General features: G+C 71.6%; 11 protein-coding genes and 1 pseudogene. 2 read left to right on the forward strand and 10 right to left on the reverse strand.

Going from position 1 to position 13603, the window contains the following annotated elements; genetic code table 11:
- Nucleotides 1-919: 919 nt before the first annotated feature.
- Nucleotides 920-2746, reverse strand: a complete 1827-nt coding sequence (locus tag M8H82_RS35945; protein WP_250079899.1) for a prolyl oligopeptidase family serine peptidase — start codon at nucleotides 2744-2746, stop codon at nucleotides 920-922.
- A gap of 107 nt (nucleotides 2747-2853) precedes the next feature.
- On the opposite strand from M8H82_RS35945, the gene M8H82_RS35950 reads away from it, so the two are divergent.
- Nucleotides 2854-3639 carry an SURF1 family protein gene (locus M8H82_RS35950; RefSeq protein ID WP_250079901.1) on the forward strand — a complete coding sequence of 262 codons (786 nt, stop codon included), beginning with the start codon at nucleotides 2854-2856 and terminating at the stop codon, nucleotides 3637-3639.
- A gap of 279 nt (nucleotides 3640-3918) precedes the next feature.
- Here the strand turns inward: M8H82_RS35950 and M8H82_RS35955 are convergent, their stop codons facing one another.
- From M8H82_RS35955 to M8H82_RS35985, 7 genes are all read right to left on the reverse strand, one after another.
- Nucleotides 3919-4971 (reverse strand): hypothetical protein, encoded by a 1053-nt coding sequence (locus tag M8H82_RS35955; RefSeq protein ID WP_250079902.1) that lies wholly within the window; start codon nucleotides 4969-4971, stop codon nucleotides 3919-3921.
- Between the two features lie 86 nt (nucleotides 4972-5057).
- Nucleotides 5058-5660, reverse strand: a complete 603-nt coding sequence (locus tag M8H82_RS35960) for a SigE family RNA polymerase sigma factor (protein WP_250079906.1) — start codon at nucleotides 5658-5660, stop codon at nucleotides 5058-5060.
- Nucleotides 5661-6109: 449 nt separating this feature from the next.
- On the reverse strand, nucleotides 6110-7162 hold the full coding sequence (locus tag M8H82_RS35965) for an aspartate-semialdehyde dehydrogenase (RefSeq protein ID WP_250079907.1): 1053 nt from the start codon (nucleotides 7160-7162) through the stop codon (nucleotides 6110-6112).
- Nucleotides 7159-8436 (reverse strand): aspartate kinase, encoded by a 1278-nt coding sequence (locus M8H82_RS35970; protein WP_250079909.1) that lies wholly within the window; start codon nucleotides 8434-8436, stop codon nucleotides 7159-7161. Before M8H82_RS35970 ends, M8H82_RS35965 begins: the two co-directional genes overlap by 4 nt.
- A gap of 182 nt (nucleotides 8437-8618) precedes the next feature.
- Nucleotides 8619-9278, reverse strand: a complete 660-nt coding sequence (locus tag M8H82_RS35975; protein WP_250079911.1) for a DUF5063 domain-containing protein — start codon at nucleotides 9276-9278, stop codon at nucleotides 8619-8621.
- Nucleotides 9271-9870, reverse strand: coding sequence for a recombination mediator RecR (recR, locus tag M8H82_RS35980; protein ID WP_250079913.1), 600 nt, complete (start codon nucleotides 9868-9870; stop codon nucleotides 9271-9273). Before recR ends, M8H82_RS35975 begins: the two co-directional genes overlap by 8 nt.
- 60 nt (nucleotides 9871-9930) lie before the next feature.
- Complete coding sequence (locus M8H82_RS35985; protein ID WP_250079915.1) at nucleotides 9931-10269, reverse strand: YbaB/EbfC family nucleoid-associated protein; 339 nt, start codon at nucleotides 10267-10269, stop codon at nucleotides 9931-9933.
- A gap of 228 nt (nucleotides 10270-10497) precedes the next feature.
- Between M8H82_RS35985 and M8H82_RS35990 the strand changes: the two genes are divergently transcribed.
- Nucleotides 10498-11208, forward strand: coding sequence for an SLATT domain-containing protein (locus M8H82_RS35990; protein WP_250079917.1), 711 nt, complete (start codon nucleotides 10498-10500; stop codon nucleotides 11206-11208).
- A gap of 31 nt (nucleotides 11209-11239) precedes the next feature.
- On the opposite strand, the gene M8H82_RS35995 is transcribed toward M8H82_RS35990, so the two are convergent.
- Together M8H82_RS35995 and M8H82_RS36000 are read right to left on the reverse strand one after the other, a co-directional pair.
- Nucleotides 11240-12787: a PstS family phosphate ABC transporter substrate-binding protein gene (locus tag M8H82_RS35995; protein WP_250079920.1), complete on the reverse strand. Its 1548-nt coding sequence runs from the start codon at nucleotides 12785-12787 to the stop codon at nucleotides 11240-11242.
- Between the two features lie 130 nt (nucleotides 12788-12917).
- Nucleotides 12918-13603, reverse strand: a pseudogene (locus M8H82_RS36000) (serine/threonine protein kinase); the annotation flags it as partial.

Below are 13603 nucleotides of genomic sequence, written 5' to 3' on the forward strand. Positions count from 1 at the left end.
GATCTGCCGGACACGTATGTCCTGCGGGCGGAGGATCGGGTTGTGCTGGCTGCTACGCGGAGGGGGTTGGCGGAGTTGTTGGGGCGGAGGCGGTGGGAGTCGGCGGGGGCGTGAGCGGGGTGTTGGGCGCCGGGCATGGGGGTTTTGGGCGCCTGCGGTTGTGAGTGCGGTTATGTCGGGGTGATGGCCGGGTAGGTCGCGGGCCTGGCGCTGACGGGGTGCCGCTGAGTCGGGGTGACCGACGGGTGGGACGCGCGGCCCGGCGCTGACGGGTGCCGCTGCGCCCACCCGTGCCGCCCCAGCGGCACGACTGCCCGCAGCTGGGCGGGCATGACTGGCCTGCGGCTCGGCGGAGGCGGTGGCCCCGCTCCGGGGCCCGTACCGCCGGACCGCAGCTGGCGCCACGCCAGCCGTACGACCGCCGCTGCCGGTCGGCCCGGCACAGCGGCAAGGGTGCCTGCAGGCAGGCGGAGGACCGGGCAAGCCATACGACGGCGAGGGCCGAGGTGCCGCCGTTGGCGGGTAGGCGCCCGGACAGCGGCGTCACTGCCTGCGGCTCGGCGGAAGCGGCGGGCCCTGCTACGGGGGCCCGTACCGCCGGACCGCAGGTGGCGTCGCGCCAGCCGTGCGACCGCCGCTGCCGGTCGGCCCGGCGCAGCGGCAAGGGTGGCTGCTGCCAGGCGGAGGGCCGGGCATGCCGTACGACGGCCGAGGCCGCCGGTGCCGGGTAGGCGCCCGGACAGCGGCGTCACTGCCTGCGGCTCGGCGGAAGCGGCGAGCCCTGCTACGGGGGCCCGTACCACCGGACCGCAGACGGCGTCGCGCCAGCCGTGCGACCGCCGCTGCCGGTGGGCCCGGCGCAGCGGCAAGGGTGCCTGTGCCTGCCAGCGGCGCCGCTGCCCTTGGCGGGCCGGGGTTGTTATGGGTTCAGGTGGCGGGCTGCGAAGTCCAGTTCCAGGCGTACTTGTTTGATCCGTTCCTCGACTACCAGGGAGCCGTGGCCGGCGTCGTAGCGGTAGACCTCGTGGGGTGCGGCTCGGGATTCCAGGCGCCGCACGTAGTTGTCGATCTGGCGGATGGGGCAGCGGGGGTCGTTCACGCCTGCGGAGATGTAGACGGGGGCTTTGACGTTGTCCACGTAGGTGAGGGGGGAGGACGCCTCGAAGCGGTCCGGGACCTCCTCGGGGGTGCCGCCCAGGAGGGTGCGGTCCAGGGCCTTCAGGGCTTCCATCTCGTCGTGGTAGGCCGTGACGTAGTCCGCCACCGGGACCGCCGCGATGCCCAGGGCCCAGGCGTCCGGCTGGGTGCCCAGGCCGAGCAGGGTGAGGTAGCCGCCCCAGGAGCCGCCCGTGAGGATCAGACGGGCGGGGTCGGCCAGGCCCGAGGAGACCGCCCACTGGCGGACCGCCTCGATGTCCTCCAGCTCGATCAGGCCCACCCGGTGCTTCAGGGCGTCCGTCCAGGCCCGGCCGTAGCCCGTCGAGCCCCGGTAGTTGACCCTGATGACGGCATAGCCGTGGTCGACCCAGGCCGCCGGGCCCGCGGCGAAGGCGTCGCTGTCGTGCCAGGTCGGGCCGCCGTGGATGTCGAAGACGGTGGGGAGGGGGCCGCCGGTGTGGTTCGCCGGCTTCTGGATCAGGGCGTGGATCCGGCCGCCGGGGCCCTCCACCCAGACGTCCTCCACCGGGACCGAGCCCGGCGACTTCATGCCCGGTGGGTCGAGGACCACTTCGCCGGTCGTCGAGCGGACCGTCGACGGCTCGGCCGCCGAGGACCAGAGGAACTCGACCGTGCCGTCCGGGCGGGCCGTCGCGCCCGAGACGGTGCCCTGGGGGGTGGGGATCCTGGCCAGTTCGTGGGTGGTGAGGTCGTAGCGGAAGAGTTCGCTGCGGGCCTCGTGGCTGTGCGCCACCAGCAGGCCCGAGCCGTCCGGGTACCACTCGGCGCTCACATCGCCCGGCAGGTCCAGGGACAGGTCCGTCTCCTCGCCCGTCGCCACGTCCCACACCAGCGGCTCCCAGCGGCCGCGGCGCTGGTGGCCGACGAGGAGACGGGTGTCGCCGTCGACGGGGGCGAAGCCCAGCACCTCCAGGCCCAGCTCCACGGTGCCGCCCTTGGTGTCGTCCAGTTCGGCGACCGCCGAGCCGTCCGGGCGCAGCACGCGCAGGGCGGAGTGCATCGCGTCGCCGTGCTCGGTGTGCTCGACCGCGATCAGCGAACCGTCGTGGGAGAGGTCGCCGACGCCCGCGGACTCGGGGTGGCGGTAGATCTCCACCGGAGGCTCGCCGATGCGGGCGACATGGATGGTGGTGCCCTCGTCGTCCGTCGAGCGGCCCACGATCGCCGTACGGCCGTCGCGGGCGAGGGCCAGGCCGGCCGGGTAGGAGGCGTCGAGGCCCGGGGCCGCCAGCTCGTCCTCGCCGCCGGTGAACGCCTGACGGCGCCAGACGCCGAACTCGTCGCCGTCCTTGTCGTCGAACCACCAGATCCAGGCGCCGTCCGGGGAGAGCACGCCGTCCGTCGTGCCGTTCGGGCGGTTGGTCACCTGGCGCTGTTCGCCCGTGGCGCGGTCCCAGGCGTACAGCTCGTACGTCCCCGTCGCGTTCGACACGAACAGGGAGCGGTCCGGGGCGTCCTGCGCCCAGTCCGGCAGGGACACCCTCGGCGCCCGGAAGCGCTTCTCCCAGTCCGGCATGTCCCGGCTCTGCTGCTGATCCGGCGCGGCGGACCCGTTGCTCTCAGTCATGGCCCCATAGTGCCTGGCCGGACCGACAACGCGCTGGTCCGGTCCTCAGCCTGTGGATAACCGACCCCATGGGCCGGGGGGTGGGGTGGTGCCCGTACCGTGGTGGCGTGTACCGGTTTCTGCTGACGCCCCGTTGGTGGGGGATCAACGTCTTCGTGCTGCTCGCCATCCCCTTCTGCATCTTCATGGGGTCCTGGCAGCTCAGCCGGTTCGAGGAGCGGGTGGCGGACCACCAGGGGGCCGAGGCGCGGGCCGCGTCGGACAAGCGGGAGGCGGCCCGGCCGGTTGCCGAGATGCTGCCTGTGGACAAGGCGACGGTGGGCAAGCAGGTCACGGCGACCGGGCGGTACGGGACGCAGTTGCTGGTGCCGGACCGGGAGCTGGGTGATCGGCGGGGGTTCTACGTCCTGACGCTGCTGCGGACCTCCGGTGGGTCCGCGTTGCCGGTGGTTCGGGGGTGGCTGCCTGGGGATGCGGATGCCGCGAAGGTGCCTGCCGCGCCGTCGGGGGTGGTGACGGTGACCGGGGCCTTGCAGGCGTCCGAGCAGCCTGGGGAGAACGGCGTCCCTGCGCAGGGGGGGTTGCCTGCGGGGCAGGCGGGGGCGATCAGTGCGGCGTCCTTGGTGAACCTGGTGTCCTACGACGTGTATGACGCGTGGGTGACCCTGAACGAGGGGGACGGGGGGATGGAGGCCGTGCCGGTGAGTGCGCCGGGGGACTCCGGGCTGGATCTGAAGGCGTTCCAGAACCTCGGGTACACCGGGGAGTGGTTCGTCTTCGCCGGGTTTGTGGTCTTCATGTGGTTCCGGTTGTTGCGGCGTGAGGTGGAGTTCGCGCGGGACGCGGAGCTGGGGCTGGCGCCGCGGGGGGACGACGAGCGGGTTGCCGTGTAGCGGGCGGGGCCCGTGCCGGGGTGACCGCGGGAGTGGGTTCACTCCCCCGCACTTGTGTAGGTCCCGAAGCAAGGGGTGACCGTCGGGTGGGACGCGCCGCCCGGCGCTGACGGGTGCCGCTGCGCCCACCCGTGCCGCCCCAGCGGCACGACTGCCCGCAGCGGCGGCCGGTACGGCCGACACGCAGCGGCGGATGCGGCTCGGGCGCCGCGGCGCAAGCGATACGAAGCCGCTGCCGAGCGCTGCGGCTCCCGCAGGACCCCACCCCCCGCCAGAGCCCTACGCCCCGGCCAGCACCCCGGTCCAGTACACCGTCCCCGCGCACGCCCCCGTGATCGTCGCCTGGGCGGTCGGCGCGCCCGGTTCCGCTGTGTTGGAGACCGTCACCGTGCCGTCCGTCGGGCCGTCCTCGGTGAGGAGCTGGGTGGACATGCCTCCGTCGGTGCCTGTCGCGGTGCCCTCGGTCGTGCCGGTGCCGGTCGACGGGCTGGGGTCCGGGGTCGGGTCGTCGCCGCCGCCCCCGACCGTGCCGCCCGAGTTGCCGCCCGTGGTGGTGCAGGCCTCGGAGGCGACCCAGGCGAACTTGACCTCGTACGACGCACCCGGCTTGAGCAGCAGGGACGTCAGTTCGAGGGAGGGGTCGGGCAGGGCCGTGGCGGGGTCTCCGGAGATGTGCCGGGCCGTCGAGATCTTCGTCGGGTCCGCCGCGCCGCCCGCCACCGCGCTCAGCGAGCCGGGGTTCGTGACGGTGCAGTCCATGAGGGAGGAGTTGGTGAAGCGGAACGTGCCGTAGACCGTGCCCGCGCCGTCCGCCGCGTCGGCGCCCGCCGCCGCGACCGCGAGCTGCTCCGCCGTACAGATGGCCGCGCCCGTGCCGGTGGTCACCGCCGGGTCGGCCGAGCCCCCCGAGTCGGCGCCGCCGTCGTCGCCCTTGCCCTCCTGCTCCTTCTCCTCGTCCTGCTTGTCCTCCTCCTCGGCCTTGTCCGAGGAAGTGCCGGAGGAGTCCTTGCCGGTGTCGGGGTCGGCGCCCTGGCTGGCACCGCCCTGGGCCTGGGTGCCGTGTCCCGCCACGGAGGGGTTGGCGCCCGGGCCGGTCGTCTGCGAGACGTGCACCAGCGCCGGGATCGCCGTCCCGACGAAGAGGGCCGCCGCGGCCATGCCGACGAGGGCCTGCCGCTTGCGCGCCCGCCGGGCGGGCACCGCCCGGCGCAGATGGTCCAGTGTGCCGTCGCGCGGCTCGATCTCCTGCACCGCGTCGTGCAGCAGCCTGCGCAGGTCCAGATCGTCCGCGTCGAGCCCGAGTGGGCTCTGGCCGTCGGGGCCGTGGTTCACAGTTCCGTTCCCAGCGTGCGATTGCTTCGGCGTCCGGTCCCCGTCCGGGACGCCCGGGTGACGCCGTCGTTCGTCGTGGTCGCCGCTCATGCCGGCGCCTCCATCGCGACCCGCAGCGCCGCGATGCCGCGCGAGCCGTACGCCTTGACCGAGCCCAGCGATATGCCGAGCGTCTCGGCGACCTGTGCCTCGGTCATGTCCGCGAAGTAGCGCAGGACGAGGACCTCGCGCTGGCGGCGCTGCAGGCCCTTCATCGCCTTGATCAGGGAGTCGCGCTCCAGCTGGTCGTAGGCCCCTTCCTCCGCGCTCGCCATGTCCGGCATCGGCTTGGAGAGGAGCTTCAGGCCGAGGATGCGGCGGCGCAGGGCCGAGCGGGAGAGGTTCACCACCGTCTGGCGCAGGTACGCCAGGGTCTTCTCCGGGTCCCTGACCCTCTTGCGCGCCGAGTGGACGCGGATGAACGCCTCCTGGACGACGTCCTCGCAGGAGGCGGTGTCGTCGAGGAGGAGCGCCGCGAGGCCCAGCAGCGACCGGTAGTGGGCGCGGTAGGTCTCGGTGAGGTGGTCGACCGTCGTACCGGCGGCCGCCGCGTCCTCCCCGTATTCGGCGTCACGCTGACTGGGGATGCGGGCGGGCCGCGCTGCGGGCATGGGCGCGATCACCGGCATGCCGCCGGGCGTGCCGGGCATGCGGGTGCGGCGGGAAGGGCGCGGGGGCCGTAGGGCCGTGCCGCGCGTCGCCGCATGAAATTCGAGTACCTCTGCCACGCCAGTTGGACACGCTTCCCCCCCGGAGGGTTGTACGTGCCGGACGTCACGTTTGTGTCAGGCAGCACGACTGACGGCGCCTCAGATGCACTCATGCGTCCCGCTCTTCCCTTATGTCCCATATGAACGGACGTCCCCACGCCCGGCTCATGGCGTCCCCACGCCAGAAAAACGCGTCCACACACCCGCCTAAGGGCGACCGAAAGGACGCTCCCCGCCCTCCGCGCGGTTGCGGAGAGCGGGGAGGAAATCTTCGAACGCCGAAGAGGTCCAGTTCAAGTGGTACGGACCATCATCCGGCTCACATCACTCACGCAGATCCTACAAATGATTCACGGAGGATCCCGGAGTTTTCCGGCCGACCGCCCCCGTCACGAGAACTCCGCCGCCACCAGCTCGGCGATCTGCGCGGTGTTCAGCGCCGCTCCCTTGCGCAGGTTGTCCCCGCACACGAAGAGCTCGAGCGCCGTCGGATCGTCCAGCGCCCGGCGTACCCGGCCCACCCAGGTGGGGTCGGTGCCGACGACGTCGGCCGGAGTGGGGAACTCCCCCGCCTCCGGGTTGTCGAAGAGGACGACCCCGGGTGCTGTGGCGAGGATCTCGCGGGCCCGGGCGACCGTGACCTCGCCCTCGAAGCGGGCGTGCACGGTCAGCGAGTGCGTGGTGATCACGGGGACCCGGACGCAGGTGACGGCCACCGGGAGCCGGGGCAGTCCGAGGATCTTGCGGGACTCGTCCCGGACCTTCATCTCCTCCGACGACCAGCCGTCCGCACGCGGCGACCCGGCCCACGGGACGACGTTCAGCGCGACCGGCTCCGGGAAGGGGCCGGTGTTGTCGCCGACGGCCCGCCGTACGTCGCCGGGGCTGGTCCCCAGTTCGGTGCCGGCGACCAGGGAGAGCTGCTGCCGGAGGGTCTCGACGCCCGCCCGGCCCGCGCCGCTCACCGCCTGGTACGACGACACCACCAGCTCGCGCAGCCCGAACTCGGCGTGCAGCGCGCCGAGGGCGACGATCATCGACAGGGTGGTGCAGTTCGGGTTGGCGATGATGCCGCGCGGCCGCATCCGGGCGGCGTGCGCATTCACCTCGGGGACGACGAGGGGCACCTCCGGGTCCATCCGGAAGGCGCCCGAGTTGTCGACGACCACGGCTCCGCGCGCGGCGGCGACCGGCGCCCACCGCTCCGCGACCTCGTCCGGTACGTCGAACATGGCGATGTCGATCCCGTCGAAGGCCTCCTCCGACAGGGCCACCACCTCGACCTGCTCCCCGCGCACGGCCAGCTTGCGGCCGGCCGAGCGCGGTGAGGCGATCAGACGGATCTCACCCCAGATGTCCGCGTGCTGGGAGAGGATCTGCAGCATGACCGTGCCGACGGCCCCGGTCGCCCCCACGACCGCGAGCGTCGGGCGTCGGGTCATCGACCGGTGCCGCCGTACACCACGGCCTCATCGCTGTCGGAGTCGAGACCGAAGGCCGTGTGGACGGCCCGGACGGCCTCGTTGACGTCGTCGGCACGGGTGACGACCGAGATGCGGATCTCGGAGGTCGAGATCAGCTCGATGTTCACGCCGGCGTCGGACAGCGCGGTGAAGAAGTCGGCGGTGACGCCGGGGTTGGTCTTCATTCCCGCGCCGACCAGGGAGATCTTGCCGATCTGGTCGTCGTAGCGCAGCGATTCGAAGCCGATACCGTGCTTGTTCTTCTCCAGGGCGTCGATGGCCTTGCGGCCCTCCGCCTTGGGGAGGGTGAAGGAGATGTCCGTCAGGCCGGTGGAGGCGGCGGACACGTTCTGCACGATCATGTCGATGTTGATCTCGGAGTCCGAGATCGTACGGAAGATCGCGGCGGCCTCGCCCGGCTTGTCCGGCACACCGACGACCGTGATCTTGGCCTCGGAGGTGTCGTGCGCGACACCGGAGATGATGGCCTGCTCCACCTTCTTGTCCCCTTGCTTGATCGGCTCACTGCTGACCCAGGTGCCCTGGAGTCCGCTGAAGCTGGACCGGACGTGGATCGGGATGTTGTAGCGGCGGGCGTACTCCACACAGCGGTGGAGCAGCACCTTCGACCCGGAGCTGGCCAGCTCCAGCATGTCCTCGAAGGAGATCCAGTCGATCTTCTTCGCCTTCTTCACCACACGCGGGTCGGCGGTGAACACGCCGTCGACGTCGGTGTAGATCTCGCAGACCTCGGCGTCGAGGGCGGCGGCCAGGGCGACGGCGGTGGTGTCGGAACCACCGCGGCCGAGCGTGGTGATGTCCTTCTTGTCCTGGCTCACGCCCTGGAATCCGGCGACGATGGCGATGTTGCCCTTGTCCAGGGACTCCCGGATACGGCCCGGCGTGACGTCGATGATCCGGGCTTTGTTGTGGACCGAGTCGGTGATGACTCCTGCCTGGCTGCCGGTGAAGGACTGGGCCTCGTGACCCAGGTTCTTGATCGCCATGGCCAGCAGGGCCATGGAGATCCGCTCTCCGGCGGTCAGCAGCATGTCGAACTCACGCCCGGCAGGCATCGGGGATACCTGCTCGGCGAGATCGATCAGCTCGTCCGTCGTGTCGCCCATCGCGGAAACGACGACGACCACCTGGTGGCCGTTCTTCTTCGCTTCCACGATCCGCTTGGCGACGCGCTTGATGCCCTCGGCATCGGCTACGGAGGAGCCTCCGTACTTCTGCACGACAAGGCCCACGTGCGCTCCTCGCTCAGTCCGTGTGTGTCGGCTCAGTTTAACGAGCGCGTGAATTTCGCCTTCGCGGTATCGCATGGTGAGATCCGGCGCCCAGGTGCGCATGCCCAGGGAAACACTCCTGGAAAAGTGCCAAGCATCACAGGCGACCTGGTAGCTCGGAGTTCGAGCACCAGGAGCCGGTGCTACTTGACCTCGCGCAGGCCCAGCGGCCCGGCGATCTCCTCCACCATGACGCGGCCGGCCTCGAACTCCAGGGTCTCGTCGCCCACGGACTGGTCGGTGTCCAGGCCGTCCAGCTCCTCCAGGGGCTGGTTCAGGCGGATGTGGGCCAGGACGGACTGCAGGGCGCGCAGGGTCGCGGACGCCGTCGAGCCCCAGTTGGAGAAGTAGGAGAACTGCCACCACCACAGCGCCTCCGTGGTGCGGCCCGCACGGTAGTGGGCCATGCCGTGGCGCAGGTCGGTCATGACGTCGGCGAGGTCGTCGGAGATACGGGCCGGGACGGGCGCCTTGCGGGGCTCGTAGGGGTCGAAGACCTCCGAGTAGACGTCCACCGGGTCCAGCATCCGGGCCAGGTTCTCGCGCAGCCCGTCCACGTCCGGCTCCGGGCCCGGGTCGGGCTCGTAGCGCTCGTCGGGGACGATGTCCTCGTGCGCGCCGAGCCTGCCGCCGGCGAGCAGCAGCTGGGAGACCTCGAGCAGCAGGAAGGGGATCGCCGATTCCGGCTCGTCGCCCTTCGCCACCTCGGTCACCGCTACGAGGAAGCTCTCGACCTGGTCCGCGATCTGGACCGCGAAGTCGTCCGGGTCCTGGTTCGTCGCGTGCAGCGTGGCGTCAGACATCTAGGAGTCGTCTCCCCTCGAAGGCGCGGCCGAGGGTCACCTCGTCCGCGTATTCCAGGTCGCCACCCACCGGGAGGCCGCTGGCCAGGCGGGTGACCTTGAGGCCCATGGGCTTGATCATGCGGGCGAGGTACGTGGCCGTGGCCTCGCCTTCCAGATTCGGGTCCGTGGCCAGGATCAGCTCCGTGACCGTACCGTCGGCCAACCGCGCGAGAAGTTCTCGTATACGCAGGTCGTCCGGACCGACACCTTCGATGGGGCTGATCGCTCCGCCCAGGACGTGGTAGCGACCGCGGAACTCGCGGGTGCGCTCGATGGCGACGACGTCCTTGGGCTCCTCCACCACGCAGATGACCGCGAGGTCGCGGCGGGTGTCGCGGCAGATGTTGCAGAGCTCTTCCTGCGCCACGTTCCCGCAGGTCGCACAGAAGCGGACCTTCGCCTTGACCTCCAGGAGGGCATGCGCGAGGCGCCGTACGTCCGTCGGTTCCGCCTGGAGGATGTGGAAGGCGATCCGCTGCGCGCTCTTGGGACCGACGCCGGGCAGCCGCCCCAGCTCGTCGATCAGGTCCTGGACCACGCCTTCGTACAACGGACTGCCGTCCTTCCTGGGGGTTCCTTCACTACGTACGGTAGAGGGCCCACGGCCGTCTTAGAAAGGCAGACCGGGGATGCCGCCGCCGAGTCCCTGCGCCAGCGGGCCGAGCTTCTGCTGCTGGAGCGCCTGGGCGTTCTCGTTGGCCGCGTGCACCGCCGCGACGATCAGGTCGGCGAGGGTGTCGGTGTCCTCGGGGTCCACCGCCTTCGGGTCGATCTTCAGGGCGCGCAGTTCACCGGCGCCGGTGACGGTCGCCTTCACCAGACCGCCGCCGGCCTGGCCGTCGACCTCGGTCCTCGACAGTTCCTCCTGGGCGTTCGCCAGGTCCTGCTGCATCTTCTGGGCCTGCTGGAGCAGCTGCTGCATGTTGGGCTGGCCACCACCGGGGATCACGATCAGCTCCTTGTCGTACGGCTACTGGGAACGAGCCTACGTGGTCTGCCCAGCCGTCGCCCCGGCACTCTTTCGAGTGAGGCAAATGTGGGGTCTATACCTGATCAAGGGCCACTTCCGAGCGGAAAAGCGGCGAAAGCTGTCCCTTCGCCACCCATTGGGCGGTAGGAAGAGTCTGCGCATGAGGAACCAGGCAGGGACACGTAGGGACCAGGTAGGGAGTGCCGGGTGGGTCAGCCGGAGATGCAGCCCGAGTATCCGCCGGGCGATCTGACGGGGCGGGCGTTCCCGCTGGGCGACTGGGGCGAGCCCGCGGTACGGCTGGACGAGCTGTACCAGTGGGTCGAGCGCGGCGCGCTGGAGACGGCGGCCTGGTACCTCGCGGACCGGGTGTGGAAGCGGCGCGGGGCCCGGGTGCTGCGCGGCGGGGCGGCGACCGGTGCGGTGGCGGCCGCCGCGCTGCCGTTGCTGGATCTGACGGGGGCGATGGGCGGGGTGGCGCCGTGGGGGTATCTCGCGCTGCTGCTCGCGGTCGCCTGTGTGGCGGTGGACCGGTTCTTCGGGGTGACGTCCGGGTGGATAAGGGACGTGGCCACGGCTCAGGCGGTGCAGCGGCGGCTGCAGGTGCTCCAGTTCGACTGGGCGTCGGAGAGCGTGCGGGAGGTGCTCGGGCCGACGGACGGGACGGCGAGCGAGGCCGCGGAGCGGTGTCTCGGGGTGCTGCGGCGGTTCTCGGAGGATGTGACGGAGCTGGTGCGCACGGAGACGGCGGACTGGATGGTGGAGTTCCGCACGGGGTCGGCGCCGATGGGGATCCAGGGGGCCGTGGCGGCAGGCGGCCGGCCGGACGGGACGGTGGTGCAGGGGCGGTTCCCCCTGCCGCCGGGAGGTCCCGCACGGCCGAACATGCCCCGGCAGCGGCCGCCCGAGCCCCGGTGAGGCCCGCCGGGCGGACCCCCGCCGACGCCCGCTAGGCGGACTCCCGGCAGAGTCGTTCCCCCTCCGGGGTCGAGCACGGGACATGGTCGTGGGCGCGGATCAGGGACTCGCCGCTGTTGCGGATGTAGTCGAGGAAGCTGCCGGCCAGGGAGCCGCCGGGCGGGTCGCCGTGGGTGTAGGCGTACTCGACACCGAAGTACGGGTACGGGGTCGCCTTCTCCACCGCCGCCACCGAGGCCGTGGCGCCGTCCAGCGGGACCCGCGTGATGTTCCGCTGGGCCGTGGCGAGGTTCAGCTCGCTGTAGCCGATCGCGCCCCTGATCTCCGCCACCTTCTCCAGGACGTCCTCCGTGGAGTCCAGCTCGCAGCGGACGGGCGCCGAGCGGTCCGTGCGGATGTCGCAGTCCAGCGAGGTGCTCGGTACGCCCTCCCAGGTGCCGTCCAGGACCTGGTCCTGGAAGACCTGGCGGGTGCCGGAGTCGGCGTCGCGGCTCACCAGGACGATGCGCCAGTGCGGCAGCCGCGGGTCCAGCTGGTCCCAGTGCGTGATGTCGCCCGAGTAGATGCGCCGTACGTCCGCCAGGGTCAGTCCGCCGGGGAGCTTCAGGGCGTCGTTCACCACCAGCGCGAAGACGGAGAGGGCCATCGGCAGGCGGGTCAGTGAGCCGTCGGCCCGTTTGCTCGGTCCGTCGTGGAACGCGATCATCGCGGCGCGCTCGCTCCCCGACTCGCCCTCCAGCGCGGCCAGTTCGCCCACCCCCGCCGAGCTGCCGCGGGCCTCCACCGAGATCGTCGAGCCCTCGCAGTCCTTCTCGTACTCCTTCGCCAGGTCGCGGACCACCGGCGCGAAGGCCGTCGAGCCCGTGATGGTGAGGGTGCCCTGTTCGCAGCCGAGCGGGGGCGGGCTGTCGTCGCGGACCACGACCATCGTGGACAGGGTGAGGACGGAGACCGTGAGCATGATGGTGATCAGCCGGGCCGCCCGGCTGAACAGCGGCGGCTTGTCGTCCGGGGTGGCGCTGCGGTTGGGGTGCACCTCGCCGTCCCGGATGCCGCCGATGAGGCGGATGTCGCAGCCCACGTCGCCGCCCGACAGCAGGACGAGCACCTTGAAGTGCTCGCCCCGGTTGAGGGGGACGCGCGGGATGCGCAGGGTGTTGCCGCCGGGGTCGTAGCCGAAGCCCGCGTGCGGGGTGAAGTGGCTCATCAGGTGGTCGGTGCCGGGGGGCTGGGTGACGGAGACGCCGCGGATGCTGCGGTTCGTGAACACCGCGGTGAGGCCGTGCAGTTCGCGGCTGGTGTAGTCGTCGTGGCCGATGCCCTGGGAGCCGTCGTTCTCGATGCGGAGCAGGACCAGGGTCGCCTGGTGCATGCCCGGGGCCTCGTCGAAGATGCCCATACGGACGTTGGCGCGGCCGGATGCCACGTCGTCGCCGATGGGGTTGTCCATCTGGACGCGGTAACCGATCCGCTTGCGGCGCGGTACCCGGCGCTCGTACCAGACCATGACGGCCGAAGCGGCGATACCGGCCAGGGCGGTCGCCACGGCCACGACGTTCTCTGCGCTCAGCAACTCCATCGGGTGCCCCCGCAACTCCCTGGAGCCGGACAAGTGTGCGGACACCTTATGTTCGGCGGAGGCGTGATTCCGGGTCCGTCCGCCGTTGTTCGCGCAGCATTCAACTGACGGCGTTCTGCGGTCCGGTGGGTCACTCCTTGATGTACGTGAGCTTCTCGCCGGTGCCCGGGTTGAGCCGTTCCAGGCTGCCGTCCCCGAGGAGGGTGAGCTGCGTCGCGGCGCCCGGGGTGCAGGAGGAGGCCGGTTCGCCGACGGTGACGGTGGAGGGGCCGATCGTCAACGGGCCCTGCGCGGTGGGTTCCTGGGCCAGCTTCGCCTGGAAGACGCAGTGGTAGTCCGCGCCGTCCGCGACGAGCGACAGCACGGTGTCGCCCACGTCGCCCTGCTGGAGCGTGAGCCGGCGGGTGTGGTGGCCGGCGTCGTTGTCCAGGGTGGTGGACCAGGTGCCGAGGTAGTCGGCGGGGATGGCTCCGCCCGACGCCTGCGATGTCGTCGGCGACGGATCCTCGACGGAGGGGCCGGGTGTGACGGACCCGCTCACGCGGGGCGTGGGCGTCCCGCCCGAGCCCTCGGCACCGCCGTCCTCGACTCCGTCCATGAGGGCATACACCGACCCCCCGGCCGCCACCGCGACCACCACAGCCACGGCAAGAAGCAGAGCAGTGGACCGCCGACTCCCCCGCCGGGGCTCCACCGGGGGTGGCCCGTAGGGCGGGGTGGAGTAGGGCGGGGTGGAGTAGGAGAGGGGCAGGGGTTGGTGGGCAGGGGCCGGGTGGGCCGAGGGCTGGTAGGCGGGGGGCTGGTGCGGGGAGGGCT

This window comes from Streptomyces sp. YS415 (assembly GCF_023544665.1).
GTDB lineage: Bacteria > Actinomycetota > Actinomycetes > Streptomycetales > Streptomycetaceae > Streptomyces.

Bases quoted from the DNA above. Each gene is read 5' to 3' on its own strand.
- M8H82_RS35945 (WP_250079899.1), bottom strand. From the start codon at position 2,746: ATGACTGAGAGCAACGGGTCCGCCGCGCCGGATCAGCAGCAGAGCCGG.
- M8H82_RS35960 (WP_250079906.1), bottom strand. From the start codon at position 5,660: ATGCCCGGCACGCCCGGCGGCATGCCGGTGATCGCGCCCATGCCCGCA.
- M8H82_RS35965 (WP_250079907.1), bottom strand. From the start codon at position 7,162: ATGACCCGACGCCCGACGCTCGCGGTCGTGGGGGCGACCGGGGCCGTC.
- M8H82_RS35975 (WP_250079911.1), bottom strand. From the start codon at position 9,278: ATGTCTGACGCCACGCTGCACGCGACGAACCAGGACCCGGACGACTTC.
- M8H82_RS35995 (WP_250079920.1), bottom strand. From the start codon at position 12,787: ATGGAGTTGCTGAGCGCAGAGAACGTCGTGGCCGTGGCGACCGCCCTG.